Consider the following 16,314-nt stretch of genomic DNA (forward strand, 5'->3'; position numbering starts at 1 on the left):
TTTCAAATAGGCTTTTTGCATTTATAGCCCTGCCTTGAATTAAGTTGGTATAAAAAATGACCTATTACTTTATTGTTACGCTTACAGAGTTTCAATATTAATATAGAAAAAACACATTTTATTAACTGTTTGAAAAAAGTCATAACTTGTATAGCTCAATGACTAACTAAAAACTAATCATTATGACAGAAACATCAACAATAAAACCACCTGTTTGGTTTTGGGTAGTAAGCGTAATAGCGCTTATATGGAACGGACTTGGAGTCGACGGCTATTTAGGACAAGCCTATAATACGGAAAGATACCGTAACGCTTTTTCTGCCGAAGAGCTTGAAATAGCAACGAATGCCCCTTCATGGATCACTGCGGTATTTGCTATTGCAGTTTTTATTGGAGCTATTGGGCTTTTATTAAGAAAAAAATGGGCGACAATCTTTTGGGGAATTTCATTAATTGCTGTTATTCTTCAAATGGGATATGCTTTTATTAATGGAAAGGTTATAAATTTATGGATGACTATAATGATAATTGTATTTGCATTCATTTTTCTTTGGTTTTCCAGAAAATCTCGAACAAAAGGTTGGATTTCATGACATACTGAGCCAACAGACTAAAAATATAAAGAGGGTGTCTAAAAAATGTCATCTGAATGAAATGAAGAATCTATCATAATTTTAATGCTATGATTTTCAAATCAATAAGATTCTTCGCTCCGCTCTGAATGACAAAATAAATTACTTTTTAGACACCCTCTTTCAATTATGGTTTAATTATTGAAGCCATTACTTAGCTCCGTAAGCATCATAAGCAGCTAATTGTTTTGAAGTTAATAAGCTCTTTATAGCGTCTAATGTTTCACCGCGTTTAGCTCGTAATTCTTTTTTGTATGTGTCTTTCTTTTTCTTTGATTTAGATGTTTCTGCTTGAAAAAGAACAAGTGCTTTGTAGAGTTCTTTAGCTTGAGCTTCTTGTGTTTTTGAAAGTTTCAAACTTTTATCCTTTCCTGTTAGCATAACATTATCCTGTTGAATTAAGTCATTTACCTTAGCATCAACATCACTTTGAGCAAATACGGCTGATGACGTTATCACAAAAAATAATAAAGACAGGATGGTTTTTTGTAGATTCATGGGTACAATAATTTAAATTATATAGTGTAAATATAATGAAATTTAATTATTTGTGTCTTCCTTTTAGTTCTTCCTCAATGTCTTTTAAACTGAATCCTTTTGCTTTTAGTAGCATTAAATAGTGAAATAAGAGATCTGCCGATTCATATAAAAACAGCTCATCATTGCTGTCCATAGCTTCAATAACCGCCTCTACAGCCTCCTCTCCTACTTTTTGAGCTATTTTATTGATGCCTTTGTCAAATAAACTAGCTACATATGATTTCTTGGTGTCCTTATTTGAAACACGTTCTTCAATAACATCTTCTAAAGTTGAGAAAAAACCATAAGACGGCTCATTTTCGGTTTTCCAGCAGGTATCTGTCCCAGTGTGGCATGTAGGGCCAACGGGATTCACCTGAATTAAGAGCGTATCGTTGTCACAATCATTTTTTATATCAATCAGGTTTAAAAAATTGCCACTCTCTTCGCCTTTAGTCCATAACCGCTGTTTGCTTCTGCTAAAAAAAGTTACCTGTTTGGTTTCAATTGTTTTTTGATAAGCTTCTTCGTTCATATACCCCAGCATCAGCACATTTTTTGTGGTAGCATCTTGTATGATTGCTGGAACTAATCCGTTATTATCGTATTTAATAGTCATAATTTTTTCATTCCCACTTTTTCGCCTTAGTAAAGATAAACGACGGTAGGAATCTTTTTATTTTTAGTTTAATTATAATGGATTCCTGCTTTCGCAGGAATGACAAAACACTATTTACAAGCGTACTTCTATATGATTCTTTTTTAACTCTTTCTTTAAGTCTGGAATAGGAATTTCACCAAAATGAAACACACTAGCTGCCAGAGCAGCATCAGACTTTCCTTTTTTAAAGGTATCTATAAAATGCTGCACATTTCCGGCACCTCCTGATGCAATGATTGGAATGTTTAATTCTTCAGACAACCTTGCTAAAGCCTCATTCGCAAAACCATTTTTTGTACCGTCATGGTTCATGGATGTGAACAGAATTTCCCCGGCACCGCGCATTTCAACTTCTTTTGCCCATTCAAACAAATCAATGTCGGTTGGGATACTGCCACCAGCCAAATGTACTTTCCACTCACCATCTACTTGCTTTGCATCAATAGCAACAACCACGCATTGACTTCCAAATTTATCGGATAGCTCATTAACCAATTCAGGTCTTTTAACAGCCGATGAATTTATTGATACTTTGTCTGCACCACATTGCAATAAGGCATCTACATCTTCAACAGAAGAAATTCCACCACCAACCGTAAATGGAATGTTTACTTGTTCTGCTACATGTAATACCATATCTAATGTGGTAGCTCGCCCTTCAAGCGTTGCAGAAATATCGAGAAAGACCAACTCGTCTGCTCCAATATCTGCATATTGTTTAGCCAATTCTACAGGGTCGCCAGCATCGCGTAAATCAACAAAATTAACACCTTTAACGGTTCGTCCATTTTTAATATCCAAACAGGGTATGATTCTTTTTGTCAACATGTACTATATAAATTTTTCTAATTCAAAGAGACTTATTCTGTTTTCATAAATAGCTTTTCCTATAATGACACCCTCACAGCCAATTTCCTTTAAAATGGGTAGTTCATCAATAGATGAAATACCACCAGATGCTATTAATCTAATGGATTGATCATTACTACTATTTGTACATTCTGAAATAATTTGTTTATACAATTCAATCGATGGCCCTTCAAGCATACCGTCTTTTGAAATATCTGTACAAATAACATATTTAATGCTTTTCTTTTGATACGATTTAATAAACGGAATAACATCTTCCTTACTTTGTTCCATCCAACCACTAATGGATATTTTCCCCTGGTCGCTATCGGCTCCTAAGATAATTTTTTCGGCACCATATTTATTAATCCAACCCTCAAATGTTTCAGCGTCTTTAACGGCAATGCTTCCTCCGGTAATTTGCTTTGCTCCAGAATTAAAAGCAATATGTAAATCTTCGTTTGTTTTCAAACCGCCTCCGAAATCTATTTTGAGACTCGTTTTAGAGGCTATTTGCTCTAGTATTTTATAGTTTACTATATGTTTAGCCTTTGCACCATCTAAATCAACCAAATGCAAGTATTCGATGCCTGAACCTTCAAACATCTTGGCAACCTCCAAAGGGTTTTCATTGTATACTTTTTTGGTGTCGTAATCTCCTTTGGTTAATCGAACACATTTTCCGTCTATGATATCTATGGCTGGTATTATTCTCATAATTAAATGATTTTAAATCATTAATAATATATATTTGAATTATATGAATTTAATCAAAAATTTAGCGTTTCGCTTTATTATCTCAATCTCAGTAGCCCAAACAATAGCAAAACAGTTTCATGAGCTCTATGATTTTTTATTAATTTCTATTTCGATTCTTTTGTTTGTATTGTTAACGCATCTATCGAAGAAATTTTAGTTACAATTTTAAAAAATTCTCTAATATTTTAGCACCAGCTAAGCTACTCTTTTCTGGGTGAAATTGTACACCATAAAAATTATTATGTTGCAATGCCGAAGCATAATTAATACCATAATCGGTTTTAGCAATCGTTTCATCACAGTGTTCAGCATAATAGCTGTGTACTAAATACATATATTCATTTTCTTTAATCCCGGAAAACAGATCAGATTTTAAATCTTTAATAACATTCCATCCCATTTGTGGCACTTTTACACCGTTATTAAAGCGTTTCACTTTGGTTCTAAATATACCAAGTCCTTTAGTATTTCCTTCTTCTGTCGATTCACATAATAGTTGCATACCCAGGCAAATCCCTAAAACTGGTTGTTTTAATTTGGGAATAAGCTTATCTAATCCGCTGTTTTGAAGCATAATCATAGCTGAACTAGCCTCACCAACACCAGGAAAAATAATTTTGTCTGCAGCCAATATTTCTTCTGGATTGTTTGATAAAACAGCATCAATTCCTAAGCGTTTAAAAGCAAATTGAATACTTTTAATGTTTCCTGCACCGTAATTAATAATTACTAATTTCACTTGATTTTTGGTTTATAATATTTGAGTTACGATAATTTTATAACATGCCTTTTGTGCTTGGTAAAATCATTTTGTCGACATCACGCTTTACTGCCATTTTTATAGCTTTAGCAAAGACCTTAAAAATAGCCTCTATTTTATGGTGTTCGTTTTGCCCTTCTGCTTTTATGTTTAAATTACATTTAGCACCATCGGTAAACGATTTAAAGAAATGATAAAACATTTCTGTTGGCATTTTTCCTATCATTTCACGTTTAAAATCTGCTTCCCACACTAACCAGTTTCTTCCTCCAAAATCGATGGCTGCCTGTGCATAACAATCGTCCATGGGTAAACAAAAACCATAGCGTTCTATCCCTAATTTATTTCCAAGAGCTGTATTAAAAACTTCGCCTAAAGCGATAGCGGTGTCTTCGATCGTATGATGCTCGTCAACCTCTAAATCGCCATCCACATTTATAGTAAGATCGATTTGTCCGTGACGGGCTATTTGATCTAACATATGATCAAAAAAGGCCAGGCCAGTATCAATATCGCTTTTTCCTGTTCCATCCAGATTTACTTGAATGGCAATCTTGGTTTCATTAGTGTTCCTAACAATTTCTCCAGTACGTGCACTGGTTTTTAAAAAGGTATAGATTTTTTCCCAATCGTTGCTTTCTAAAGCTATAAAAGTGTCTAGTTGATCTCTTTTTACAGTGATTTCATCTGTTCCTAGGTGTGTCTCATCATTTATAAAAATGCCTTTAGCGCCTAAGTTTTTTGCCAATTCGATATCTGTTAGCCTATCTCCTATCACAAATGAATTTTCTAAGTCGTAATCATCAGAAAAATATTGTGTTAGTAGTCCTGTATTGGGCTTTCTTGTGGGGGCGTTGTCTTTTGCAAAAGTTCTGTCTATAAATTGCTCCTTAAAGACAATCCCCTGATCTTCAAAGCATTTAACGATGAAGTTATGAATAGGCCAAAAATCACTTTCAGGAAAGGCATCAGTTCCTAATCCATCCTGATTGGTTACCATAACTATTTCATAATCTAGTTCTTTAGCTATTTTACCAAGGTATCGAAATACTTTAGGGTAAAATTCTAATTTTTCAAGCGAATCGATTTGCTCATCAGCGGGTTCTCTGATAATGGTTCCGTCTCTATCAATAAAAAGAACTTTTTGCATTATATTGATTTTAAAGTGTTTATTAATATTTTATTTTCTTCGGGAGTTCCAACAGTTAATCGTACACAATTTTCACAACCTGGCTGTGTGGTCCTGTTTCTTATAACAATGCCTTTGTTTATAAGTTGATCATAGCGTTTTGCGGCATCATCAACCTTAACTAACACAAAGTTGGCATCGGAAGGGTATATTTTTGAAATAAAACTCACTGATTCTAATTCTGAAATTAGATTGGTGCGTTCTTTTAAAATATTATGGATCTGGCTTTTAGCCAAACCTTTTATGCTTAATTGTTGAATGGCTTTTTGTTGCGTTAATTCATTAACATTGTATGGCGGTTTTATACTATTCAAAACAGAAATGATCTTAGCTGATGCATAGCACATACCTAACCTTATACCCGCCATTCCATAAGCTTTGGAAAGCGTTTGAGTGACTATCAGATTAGGGAACTCCTCCAGCCTATCAATCCAGCTAGTTTCTTCTGAAAAATCAATATAAGCTTCATCAATGGCTACAATTCCGTTAAACTTATTTAATAATTTTTCAATAGATTGGCTTGAAAAACTGTTACCAGTTGGGTTGTTAGGTGAGCATAAAAAAAGTATTTTGCTATGATCGTCTACAGCATCTAAGATTGCTTCAACTTGCGGCTGAAAACTGTTGGATAATTGTACCTTTTTTATTCCAATAGCATTAATATTGGCTAATACGCTATACATGCCATAGGTTGGTGGCAATATGATAATATTATCTTTATTAGGTTCGCAAAAGGCTCTAAAAATTAGATCCAGTACTTCGTCGCTACCATTTCCCAGAAGGATATTTTTTGTATCAATGTTCTTAATTTCAGAGAGTATCTGTTTTAGGCTACCTTGTTGTGGGTCTGGATAGCGGTTTACACCATTTTCGAATGGATTTTCATTAGCATCCAAAAATACCATAGCATCACTATTACCTTGAAATTCATCTCTTGCTGATGAATAAGGTTTTAGAGCCTTGATGGTTGGTCTAATGAGGTTCTCTATATTGAATTTTGTTGTTTTCATTTTAATTTTGGAGACTAATTTTATGAGATTTCCGTCTTTGTGGAAATGAGATCTTCCAATCGAATAGTTACAGCATTTTTATGAGCCTGCAAGCCTTCTGCGTCTGCCATTAACTCTATGGTTTCTCCAATGTTTAACAGGCCTTCTTTTGATATTTTTTGAAAGGTCATACTTTTTAAGAAACTATCGAGGTTTACCCCAGAATAGGCTTTGGAAAATCCATTAGTTGGTAAAGTATGATTGGTCCCAGAAGCATAGTCGCCAGCGCTTTCTGGGGTATAGTTTCCTATAAAGATGGAGCCTGCATTGGCTATGCCATCGATATAAAAATCTTCATTTTCAGTACAGATAATAAAGTGTTCTGGACCATACTCATTGATTAGATCAAGTGCCAATTGATCATTCTCAACATAAATAAGTTTAGAATTAGCAATTGCTTTCTCTGCAATTGCTTGTCTTGGTAATTCTTTAATCTGTTTTTCAATTTCTTTTGAAACGGAGTCTATCAAACTTTTAGATGTAGAGACTAAAATCACCTGGCTGTCTTCTCCGTGTTCTGCCTGACTTAACAAATCTGAAGCAATATAAGATGCCTTGGCATTATCATCAGCAACAACTAATAACTCACTTGGCCCTGCCGGCATATCAATGGCAACTCCAAATTTTGTAGCAAGCTGCTTGGCAACGGTAACAAATTGATTGCCAGGTCCGAAAATTTTATAAACTTGAGGTATGGTTTCTGTTCCAAATGTTAACCCAGCAATTGCCTGTATGCCTCCTACTTTAAAAATTTTTGTAACACCACAAAGTTGTGCAGCAAAAAGAATTTCTGGAGCCAGTTCGCCTTTTTCATTTGGAGGTGAGCATAATACAATCTCTTTACAATCTGCAATTTGAGCAGGAATAGCCAGCATTAAAACGGTAGAAAACAAAGGTGCTGTGCCTCCCGGAATATACAAACCTACTTTTTCAATAGGGCGTTTTTCCTGCCAGCATTGTACACCATTTGTAGTATCAATAGTTATTCTAGATGTTTTTTGTGCAGCATGAAAGGCTTCTATGTTTTGTTTTGCCTTTTTTATGGCTTCTTGAAGCTTTTCAGGAACCCTTTTTATGGCTTCTTGAATGGCTTCTTCAGAAACTATATTTGATTGTAAATCAACACCATCAAAACGGGTTGTGTATTTATTTATAGCCGTATCTCCATTTTTAATGACATCATTGAAAATAGCACTTACAATATCTTCAATATCATTAACCGTTTGGGTTGGTCGCTTTAAAATTTGTGACCAGCTTTCTTTATTTGGTTTATTTATAATTTGCATATCGTATCAATTTAATAAGATACTGAAACATACTTGACTTATTTCGACTGTGTTTAATACGAGTCGTTTTGCACAAGGTTCAGTATTAAAGCACCATTTTTTCAATTGGACAAACTAAAATACCTTGTGCGCCATTTGCTTTTAATTCATCAATAACATCCCAAAATTCATTCTTACTTATAACCGAATGTACAGAACTCCATCCTTCTTGTGCCAGCGGTAAGACGGTTGGACTTTTCATGCCAGGCAGTACATTGATAATATCTTGGATTTTATCATTAGGAGCATTTAGTAAAATATACTTTGACTGACGCCCTTTTAATACGGACTGAATTCTAAATTGAATCTTATCAAGAATCACTTGCTTATTATCACTAAGAAGTGGTGAAACGGCCAATACAGCTTCCGATTTTAAAATCATTTCAACCTCTTTTAGATTGTTCTTAAACAAGGTGCTTCCGCTGGAGACAATATCACATATAGCATCTGCTAATCCAATATTTGGTGCAATTTCTACCGATCCGTTAATGATATGTAGATTGGCGGTTATATTATTTGCTTTTAGATACGCATTGACAGTATTTGGGTAAGATGTTGCAATACGCTTACCTTCTAAGTCTTGTATCCCTTTATAATCAACCGATTTTGGTACAGCAATACAAACTCTACAGGTTGAGAATCCTAATTTTTCAGCAACTCTAATATCATTGCCTTTTTCAATGAGAACATTTTCACCAATAATAGCAGCATCAACGACCCCGTCCTTTAGATATTGTGGAATATCTCCGTTTCTTAGATAAAAAACTTCTACTGGAAAGTTTCTGGCCGATGCTTTTAATTGATCTTTCCCATTATCAATAGAAATACCGATGTCTTTTAAAATTTTCATCGAGTCCTCATTTAAACGTCCCGACTTTTGTACTGCAATCCTTAATTTACTCATTTTGTTGTTTTTATGAGTTTGAAACAATCAATTTGGAATTAAAATTAAAAAACCCGCTTGATTGTCTCAAACGGGTTTAAAAAATATGTTGATTTTATTCAATACATTTTCATTTCGCTTGAGAGCAAATATGAAAATGATGATGTAATTGAATAAAGTTCATGTCTTATTTTGTTTCTGCAAATATCTATAATTTATATTTATAATTCCAAATTATAGTAACAATTTTTAGCTCAATTATATTTTATATGTTTTTAGTTAAAAAAAATCAATAATATTTAAAATAATGACTCAAATACTGATTTTTTTAATTCAAACTTTTATTGATTTCCTAGTATAATTGGCATCCCAGAGTCTCCAGAACCAATAACTACAACTTTGCTATTTGGTGATTCCGATAATTTAATAGTTGCTTCAATACCTTTATCCTGAAGAATTTTATCTGTTAAAGAAGCACTTAAAATTTTATTCGCATCAGCTTTACCCTGTGCTTCAATAATTACTTTTTCTGCTTCTTTTGCAGCGGTAACCAATCTAAATTCATATTCTAAGGACTCTTGCTCTTGCCTCAATTTACGTTCAATAGCTTCTTTGATGGTATTAGGCAATGTAACATCTCTCACCAAAACTTCATTTAACTGCACATATTGCTTATCGAGAATCTTTTTTGTTTCAGTAAAAATTTCATCTTGGATGGCGTCACGTTTACTAGAATATAATTGCTCTGGTGTATATCGTCCCACTACACTACGAGCTGCACTACGGATAGCAGGTTGGATAACACGTTGTAAATAGTTTTCGCCCAATGATTGGTGTAAGTTTCCTAAATCCTTATAAATAGGTTCATACCATGCTGAGGCATCGATTTGAATTTCCAATCCGTTAGATGAAAGTACTTTCATTTTTTCGAAAAGCTCTTGTTGACGTACCTCATAGATAATAACTTTATTCCAAGGCGCTACGATATGAAAACCTTCGCCTAACGGTGGTTCATCTGTAACAACACCATTGTCGAATGTTTTATAAAGAACTCCTGCCTCACCAGAACCTATGGTTACGGCCGATTTAGCTAATACTACAACAAGTATAATTGCAACAATAATTACTGGTAATGCAATTTTTGGTAATTTTTCCATTATTTATTTTAGTTTAAATTAATCCGTTATATTTTCTAATAAACCACTCTAAGCCTAAGCTCAAAGCGATGATTACAAGTAGATATTTCCAATCTATCAAAGGTATGATATTTTTATTGCTTTTTTGAATGGATGCAAAGCGATTATCGTTTAATAAATCGCTGGTTAAATCTTCTGTATGGTCAATAAAATAACTTTTACCTTTACTGTTAGTAGCTAACTGTTGTAACTTTGTTACATGGGCGTTTAAAAATTGTTGCTCAACATTGTACTCTAAAATCTGAAAACTCCCAGATCTAGCAATGTTTTCGTTAGTGGCTCTTACTGTAAAGTTATATTCGGAAGGCGGTAAATTACTTAAATCTACTTGAAAATTATTGTTTTTGAGAATAAACGGAAATGTTTTCTTTTCTTTAGAAATGTTATCTGTTACAGAAATATTAAGTGTTTCCCTGGCATCGAAAGCATAATTTTTGTCGAAAAACTCAGCTTTAATTATAATACTGCCACTACCATTATAGAAAGATTCGTAATCTACATTCAATCGGTCTTTTCTTTTGTTTGAAGCTAAATATTGAACCAGTTTTCCAATGAAGTCATCAAATAGGTTGAAAGCATTATTGTTTATATAGCTTTGTGCCCGCCATTGCCAAATATTTTCACCAAACAATACCCCTTCCCGCCTACCATTTGTTTCATAAGTCACTAAAAGTGGCTCGTTAGTTGAAATTCCATTAATACTTTTATTTAAAACGGCTTCAAATGGTATTTTGAAAGACACTTGTCCGTAATTTGAATTTAGAGGTGGGAATGATTCAAAGTTAATATCATCAACTATAAAAGGTGAAAAATTGGGATTTAATTCTGCTTGATAACTTTCGGTTTGGTTGGTTATTTCACTTGAAAACCCAGATTTAATATTGTTTAAAAAATTTAAATCGGTTTTAGTCCCTATAATTGTAAAATGGTTCTTGTTTTCTTTTTCTAGAACCTCAAACAAATTCTTAAACTTATAGTTTGGTTGATTTATTATAAATAATTGAAAATCATTTATTTGATTTGATGCTTCTTTTAAAGACAGGAATTCTACTGAGCGCTGCTCGTTACTTTCAATACTTCTTTTGAGAACTCCAAGATCTGGATGAGAAAAACCACTTATTATTGCGATTTTTGTTTTCTGATCAATGACTTCTACTGCAAAGTTTTTGGAATTATTTACCTTGTTTTTTTCATTGTCAATAGGCACAATAGTAGCTTTGTAACTGCTAACACCAACACTATTTGCTGGCAATGTAAAATTAACAACCCTGGAATTATTTTCTTTTGAAAAACGGATCGATTCAGAATAAACAGTAGTATGCCCCCTTGTTACTACAAAGCGAGAATTTATGGTATTATTTCCATTGTAGACTAAAATAGTTTCGACAGGGAATCTGTTTTTTAGATAGGCATACCTATTTACGTTTAATTGTTGGATTTTCAGGTCGGTATATGTAACCGTATCTCCTACTATTACAGGGAAAATATTTTGTTTGTAGACTGATGTTGCAAATTGATAATCGTTACCATAGGTTTGATTACCATCTGAAATTATTAATGTGGGTGCTGTAGTTTGTCTATATATTTGAGATAATTGTTTGAAAGCATTATTGACATTTGTTTGATTTTCTGAAAAAGTAATGGAATCATCAGATACCTTAAATACTTCTCCAAATGTATATAGATTTATATTGAATTTATCATTTAAATTATCATCATTGGATAACTTCTCAACTAAATTAAGAACTTGTGTCTCTTGATTAAGATGTGATATGGAACTTGAGTTGTCTATGGCGATAACCAAATTTGGTTTTTCAACAGAAAGCTTAATTTGCTCAAACTTAGGATTTATTAACAGTAAAAGGATAGAAAAAATACTAAGAGACCTTAAGAAAACGAAAAGCATGTTCAACTTAGACATGCTTTTCTTCTTGTTGTAATACTGAAAAACAGCTAAAAAAACAGCTATTAACCCAGCAATTATAATATAAATAATAGTTTCTGTTTTCATTTACGATAAACCAGTCTTTGATTGACGATTTTTTAAATTACAAAATCGCGGTTCGTAAATTACGTTAGCATACCGCCATCAACATTTAGTGTTTGTCCTGTTACGTAGGCACTCATATCACTAGCTAAAAACACACAAGCATTTGCAATGTCTTCTGGAGTACCACCACGCTTTAAAGGAATTCCAGCACGCCATCCTTTTACAATTTCCTCATCGAGCTTTGCGGTCATTTCTGTTTCAATAAATCCGGGAGCTACCACATTACTTCTTATGTTTCTTGATCCCAACTCTAAGGCTACCGATTTAGAAAATCCAATAATACCAGCTTTTGAGGCTGCATAATTGGTTTGCCCTGCATTACCTTTAACACCTACTACCGAACTCATGTTTATAATAGAGCCCTTGCGTTGCTTCAACATGGTACGTTGTACAGCTTTAGTCATATTAAAAACAGACTTTAGGTTTACTTCTATAACAGTGTCGAAATCTTCCTCACTAATACGCATTAATAAATTGTCTTTTGTAATACCTGCATTATTTACCAGAATGTCGATACTTCCAAATTCAGAAACAACTTCGCTAGCCAGTTTTTGAGCTTCATCAAAACTTGCAGCATTACTTTGATATCCTTTTGCTTTTATCCCCAGGCCATTTAATTCTGTTTCTAATGCATTTGCTGCTTCTACAGAAGAGCTATATGTAAATGCAACATTGGCACCTTGTTCAGCAAATACTTGAGCAATACCTTTACCAATTCCACGACTTGCCCCAGTCACTATGGCTGTTTTTCCTTGTAATAATTTCATTTAGATATTTTTAATTTGATACAAAAAACACAATTATACATATCGCGTATTTCGTTCTTGAAGTTCATTAATAAATTCGATATTCAAATATAGGAAATACAATGTTGTATTATATTAAAAAATGATATAAAATCACATCATACTTTTACGCAACCTTTATCTATTCAATGCATCCATTAATTAAATTAGACGGTAAACATTAAACCCAAACACTATGAAACACACTTTTCTTTTTTTATTACTATCAATGTCATTTTTAGGATGTAAAACGGATGATGATAATCCTTCCTCTAAAATATGCTCGGAAGACCCGCTTGAAAATATTGAATGGCTGAAAGAATTGGTAAATAGCTCTTATGCTAATGGCTTAGAAATTGTTCAATATTACTATAAACAAGAAGCCGTTTTTTCAATAAACAACTGCTTAAATTGCGCAGATAACCTTGTTAGTGTTTATGATTGTAAAAAAAATAAGGTTTGTGAGTTTGGAGGGATTGCAGGAGTAAATACTTGTCCAAATTTCACTAATGAAGCTATCGTTGATAAAATATTATTTACTGATAGGAATTGCGAAAAAGGAACCTTAATTAGCTCTAAACTTTATGAGGAAACCAAGGCCTCACCTATAGCATCTGCAGAAATTAATGGTAATTGCTTAGACATTACGTTTAGTATACTTTCTACTCAAGATAGAATAGAAGATGTTAAATTGATAGATTCTGGAGAAGTGCTGGAAAGTATACCTGTACAAAGGCGTATAAAATTCAGTATTAAAGAAAACTTAACAAAGCCAACTTCTATTTCTGCGACAACTTCTTTTGATGTTTCCAATCTTGCAGAGTTAGGTGAAACGATTATATTGAATATTGATGGATTTGGTACTTCAATTAAATATACCAGAGCTCCTTAGAGAGGAATAAAATATCATTTTTTGATTGAAGCAAAAAAGTTCAAATCAGCTCATAAATTAAAATCTGCCAACTTAATAAAGTCGGCAGATTTTTTATATGGTTCCTTATTTTAATAATCAAGCATTAATTGTTGGGTATAAACTTAATGTCTACCATTCCTAAATAGGCTGTGTTTCCAAAATTAACTGGCAATGTTTGGTTTTGTCCAAAGTATGACCCATAACCTGTAATAAGAATATTATCGATTTCTGCTGGAAATATGACATTACCCCCATCATTAAACGAATAATAATCATTTGTATTCACGGACACAAAGTAGGATGTTCCAGATTCTATGTTTATAGGATCGATATCTTCAAATGACAACAGTCCAGAACTTGACGTCACATTAATCGTTTTTAAAATTTCTTCGGTATCAACATTCCATAAGGTTATTCTATAAGTATCATTCTCTGGAACCCGAACCCCTAATGCTGTAATTTTCCCATTTTTAAATGGTTTGAATTTATACCCAAGCTCAAAAGTATTTGGACTATTTACCTTGGTGTTATTCAATTCCATGATACCATTTTCTATTAATGTTTTCATTGGATATTCAGGAGTACTTTCAATAATTTCTACGCTATCATCATTTTTAGAACAACTAACAAAGTTTAACCCTAAAATTAATAAGCCTAATGCTATTTTTTTTGCTTTCATGATTTCTATTTTTTTAGCTTTATACGAGTATATCAATCAAGTCTTGTTTTTGTTACCCATTTTTTAGAAATTATTATTGCAAAAAAAATCCGTTAACATTAATGTTAACGGATTTATATATTTAAAAAGTGCTGGGGTTTATCCCAATACTTCAGCTACTTTCTTTCCGATTTCGGCTGGTGAGTCTACCACATGAATTCCACAGGCTCTCATAATTTTCTTTTTAGCCTGAGCAGTATCGTCACTTCCTCCAACAATAGCACCGGCATGACCCATAGTACGGCCTGCAGGAGCTGTTTCTCCAGCTATAAAACCTACAACAGGTTTTTTACTTCCGCTTTCTTTATACCAATTAGCAGCATCTGCTTCTAATTGGCCTCCTATTTCCCCAATCATCACTACAGCTTCAGTTTCAGGATCGTTAATTAATAATTGAACAGCATCTTTAGTTGTTGTTCCTATAATTGGATCACCACCAATACCAATAGCTGTAGTAATACCTAATCCTTGTTTTACAACTTGGTCTGCAGCTTCATAGGTTAGTGTTCCTGATTTAGAGACAATACCTACGTTTCCTTTTTTGAAAACAAAACCAGGCATGATTCCAACTTTAGCTTCCTCAGGTGTAATGACTCCTGGACAGTTAGGACCAATTAATAGACAGTCTTTGTTTTTTATATAACTGGAGGCTTTGATCATATCTGCAACAGGAATACCTTCTGTTATTGTAATAATAACTTTAATACCTGCATCAGCAGCTTCCATAATGGCATCAGCAGCAAAAGCAGGTGGTACAAAAATAATGGTTGTATCTGCCCCTACTTCTTTGACAGCATCTAAAACAGTATTAAAAACAGGCTTGTCTAAATGTGTTTGTCCGCCTTTTCCAGGGGTTACACCACCAACAACATTGGTTCCGTATTCAATCATTTGACCAGCATGAAAAGTTCCTTCACTACCTGTAAATCCTTGAACGATAATTTTTGAATCTCTATTTACTAAAACACTCATAAGTGATTATTTGTCTTTTATTAATTTAATTGAGCAAATGTAATTTTTTGTATTAAAATTTTAAAGCAAAAACGTACTTTTTATTTTAAGAAAAATCCATGCTCTATTTTTTGTCTTGTTCCTTTAACATTTCAAGTATTTCAGGAATCTTTTTTATGGATGCAATCTCCTTATATTTTGAGCGGAAATCATCTGCTGGAATTCCAAAATAACTTTTACCGCCTTCTAACGATTTGCTAACTCCTGCTTTTGCAGATATTACAGCTTTCTTCCCAATAGTTATACCACTAGTAATCCCGACTTGTCCCCAAATAGTCACTTCATCTTCAATGACCACGCAGCCAGCAATGCCTACTTGAGATGCAATCAAGCATTTTTTTCCAATAACGGTATCATGTCCTATTTGTACCAAATTGTCAATTTTTGTTCCCGCTTTAATTGTTGTATCTGCAGTGACACCTCTATCTATAGTGCATCCTGCTCCAATATCTACATGGTCTTCTAGAACAACACGACCGCCAGATTTTAATCGATCATAACCTTCAGGTCTATTTTTATAATAAAAAGCATTGCTTCCCAGAACAGATCCTGAATGAATGGTAACATGGTTACCAATAATTGCATCATCATAAATACTTACATTCGAGTGAATGACACAATTATCTCCAATGACGACATTATGGCCAATAAAACTATTTGGTTGAATAACTGTATTTTTACCAATAACTGCTGTACTTGATATTTGGCTATTAGCAGATTGAAATGGCTTAAAATGGTCTGTGAGTTTATTGAAATCTCTAAAAGGGTCGTCACTAATTAAAAGTGCTTTTCCCTTGGGACAAGAGACTTCTTTATTAATTAGTATAATGGTTGCTGCAGAATTGAGGGCTTTGTCATAATATTTTGGGTGATCGACAAAGACTATGTCTCCAGGTTCTACCACATGAATTTCATTCATTCCCAAAATAGAGAAATCTGCATCACCTACATAAGTGCAATCAATTAATTGGGCAATGTCTTTTAAGGTATAGGGTTTAGGAAATTTCATTTATAA

General features: G+C 33.5%; 17 protein-coding genes. 2 read left to right on the forward strand and 15 right to left on the reverse strand.

Features of this window, described 5'->3' with window-relative positions; all coding sequences use genetic code 11:
• Positions 1-182: 182 nt before the first annotated feature.
• Positions 183-593 (forward strand): hypothetical protein, encoded by a 411-nt coding sequence (locus HHX25_RS12270; protein WP_169673754.1) that lies wholly within the window; start codon positions 183-185, stop codon positions 591-593.
• Between the two features lie 189 nt (positions 594-782).
• On the opposite strand, the gene HHX25_RS12275 is transcribed toward HHX25_RS12270, so the two are convergent.
• The 12 genes from HHX25_RS12275 to fabG all read right to left on the reverse strand — a co-directional run bounded on the left by HHX25_RS12275 (position 783) and on the right by fabG (position 12,639).
• The gene (locus HHX25_RS12275) at positions 783-1,130 is read right to left on the reverse strand and encodes a hypothetical protein (protein ID WP_169673756.1); all 348 of its coding nucleotides are present in this window, start codon (positions 1,128-1,130) and stop codon (positions 783-785) included.
• A 46-nt stretch (positions 1,131-1,176) separates the two neighbouring features.
• Entirely contained in the window at positions 1,177-1,770 is a 594-nt protein-coding gene (gene hisIE, locus HHX25_RS12280; protein ID WP_169673759.1) for a bifunctional phosphoribosyl-AMP cyclohydrolase/phosphoribosyl-ATP diphosphatase HisIE, read from the reverse strand.
• A 114-nt stretch (positions 1,771-1,884) separates the two neighbouring features.
• Entirely contained in the window at positions 1,885-2,640 is a 756-nt protein-coding gene (hisF, locus tag HHX25_RS12285) for an imidazole glycerol phosphate synthase subunit HisF (RefSeq protein ID WP_169673762.1), read from the reverse strand.
• A 3-nt stretch (positions 2,641-2,643) separates the two neighbouring features.
• Complete coding sequence (hisA, locus tag HHX25_RS12290; protein ID WP_169673765.1) at positions 2,644-3,378, reverse strand: 1-(5-phosphoribosyl)-5-[(5-phosphoribosylamino)methylideneamino]imidazole-4-carboxamide isomerase; 735 nt, start codon at positions 3,376-3,378, stop codon at positions 2,644-2,646.
• 199 nt (positions 3,379-3,577) lie between these two features.
• Positions 3,578-4,159, reverse strand: coding sequence for an imidazole glycerol phosphate synthase subunit HisH (hisH, locus tag HHX25_RS12295; protein ID WP_169673767.1), 582 nt, complete (start codon positions 4,157-4,159; stop codon positions 3,578-3,580).
• Positions 4,160-4,196: 37 nt separating this feature from the next.
• The gene (gene hisB, locus HHX25_RS12300; RefSeq protein ID WP_169673769.1) at positions 4,197-5,330 is read right to left on the reverse strand and encodes a bifunctional histidinol-phosphatase/imidazoleglycerol-phosphate dehydratase HisB; all 1,134 of its coding nucleotides are present in this window, start codon (positions 5,328-5,330) and stop codon (positions 4,197-4,199) included.
• Positions 5,330-6,379 carry a histidinol-phosphate transaminase gene (gene hisC, locus HHX25_RS12305; RefSeq protein WP_169673772.1) on the reverse strand — a complete coding sequence of 350 codons (1,050 nt, stop codon included), beginning with the start codon at positions 6,377-6,379 and terminating at the stop codon, positions 5,330-5,332. The genes hisB and hisC overlap by 1 nt, the downstream gene beginning before the upstream one ends.
• 20 nt (positions 6,380-6,399) lie before the next feature.
• Positions 6,400-7,704, reverse strand: coding sequence for a histidinol dehydrogenase (gene hisD, locus HHX25_RS12310; RefSeq protein ID WP_169673775.1), 1,305 nt, complete (start codon positions 7,702-7,704; stop codon positions 6,400-6,402).
• A gap of 85 nt (positions 7,705-7,789) precedes the next feature.
• A complete protein-coding gene (gene hisG / locus HHX25_RS12315; RefSeq protein WP_169673778.1) occupies positions 7,790-8,647 on the reverse strand; it encodes an ATP phosphoribosyltransferase in 858 nt (285 codons plus the stop codon).
• 320 nt (positions 8,648-8,967) lie between these two features.
• Positions 8,968-9,783, reverse strand: coding sequence for a prohibitin family protein (locus tag HHX25_RS12320; protein WP_169673781.1), 816 nt, complete (start codon positions 9,781-9,783; stop codon positions 8,968-8,970).
• Between the two features lie 13 nt (positions 9,784-9,796).
• Positions 9,797-11,833 carry a VWA domain-containing protein gene (locus tag HHX25_RS12325; RefSeq protein WP_169673784.1) on the reverse strand — a complete coding sequence of 679 codons (2,037 nt, stop codon included), beginning with the start codon at positions 11,831-11,833 and terminating at the stop codon, positions 9,797-9,799.
• Positions 11,834-11,892: 59 nt separating this feature from the next.
• Positions 11,893-12,639 carry a 3-oxoacyl-[acyl-carrier-protein] reductase gene (gene fabG, locus HHX25_RS12330; protein ID WP_169673787.1) on the reverse strand — a complete coding sequence of 249 codons (747 nt, stop codon included), beginning with the start codon at positions 12,637-12,639 and terminating at the stop codon, positions 11,893-11,895.
• A 214-nt stretch (positions 12,640-12,853) separates the two neighbouring features.
• Here fabG and HHX25_RS12335 point away from each other — a divergent pair, with 214 nt between their 5' ends.
• A complete protein-coding gene (locus tag HHX25_RS12335) occupies positions 12,854-13,549 on the forward strand; it encodes a DUF6970 domain-containing protein (protein WP_169673790.1) in 696 nt (231 codons plus the stop codon).
• 124 nt (positions 13,550-13,673) lie between these two features.
• On the opposite strand, the gene HHX25_RS12340 is transcribed toward HHX25_RS12335, so the two are convergent.
• The 3 genes from HHX25_RS12340 to HHX25_RS12350 form a co-directional block, all read right to left on the reverse strand.
• Positions 13,674-14,249: a DUF4082 domain-containing protein gene (locus tag HHX25_RS12340; RefSeq protein WP_169673793.1), complete on the reverse strand. Its 576-nt coding sequence runs from the start codon at positions 14,247-14,249 to the stop codon at positions 13,674-13,676.
• A 138-nt stretch (positions 14,250-14,387) separates the two neighbouring features.
• Positions 14,388-15,260 (reverse strand): succinate--CoA ligase subunit alpha, encoded by an 873-nt coding sequence (sucD, locus tag HHX25_RS12345; protein ID WP_169673796.1) that lies wholly within the window; start codon positions 15,258-15,260, stop codon positions 14,388-14,390.
• Between the two features lie 103 nt (positions 15,261-15,363).
• Positions 15,364-16,308: a UDP-3-O-(3-hydroxymyristoyl)glucosamine N-acyltransferase gene (locus HHX25_RS12350; RefSeq protein ID WP_169673800.1), complete on the reverse strand. Its 945-nt coding sequence runs from the start codon at positions 16,306-16,308 to the stop codon at positions 15,364-15,366.
• Positions 16,309-16,314 lie beyond the last annotated feature (6 nt).

The organism is Flavivirga algicola (assembly GCF_012910715.1).
GTDB classification, from domain to species: domain Bacteria; phylum Bacteroidota; class Bacteroidia; order Flavobacteriales; family Flavobacteriaceae; genus Flavivirga; species Flavivirga algicola.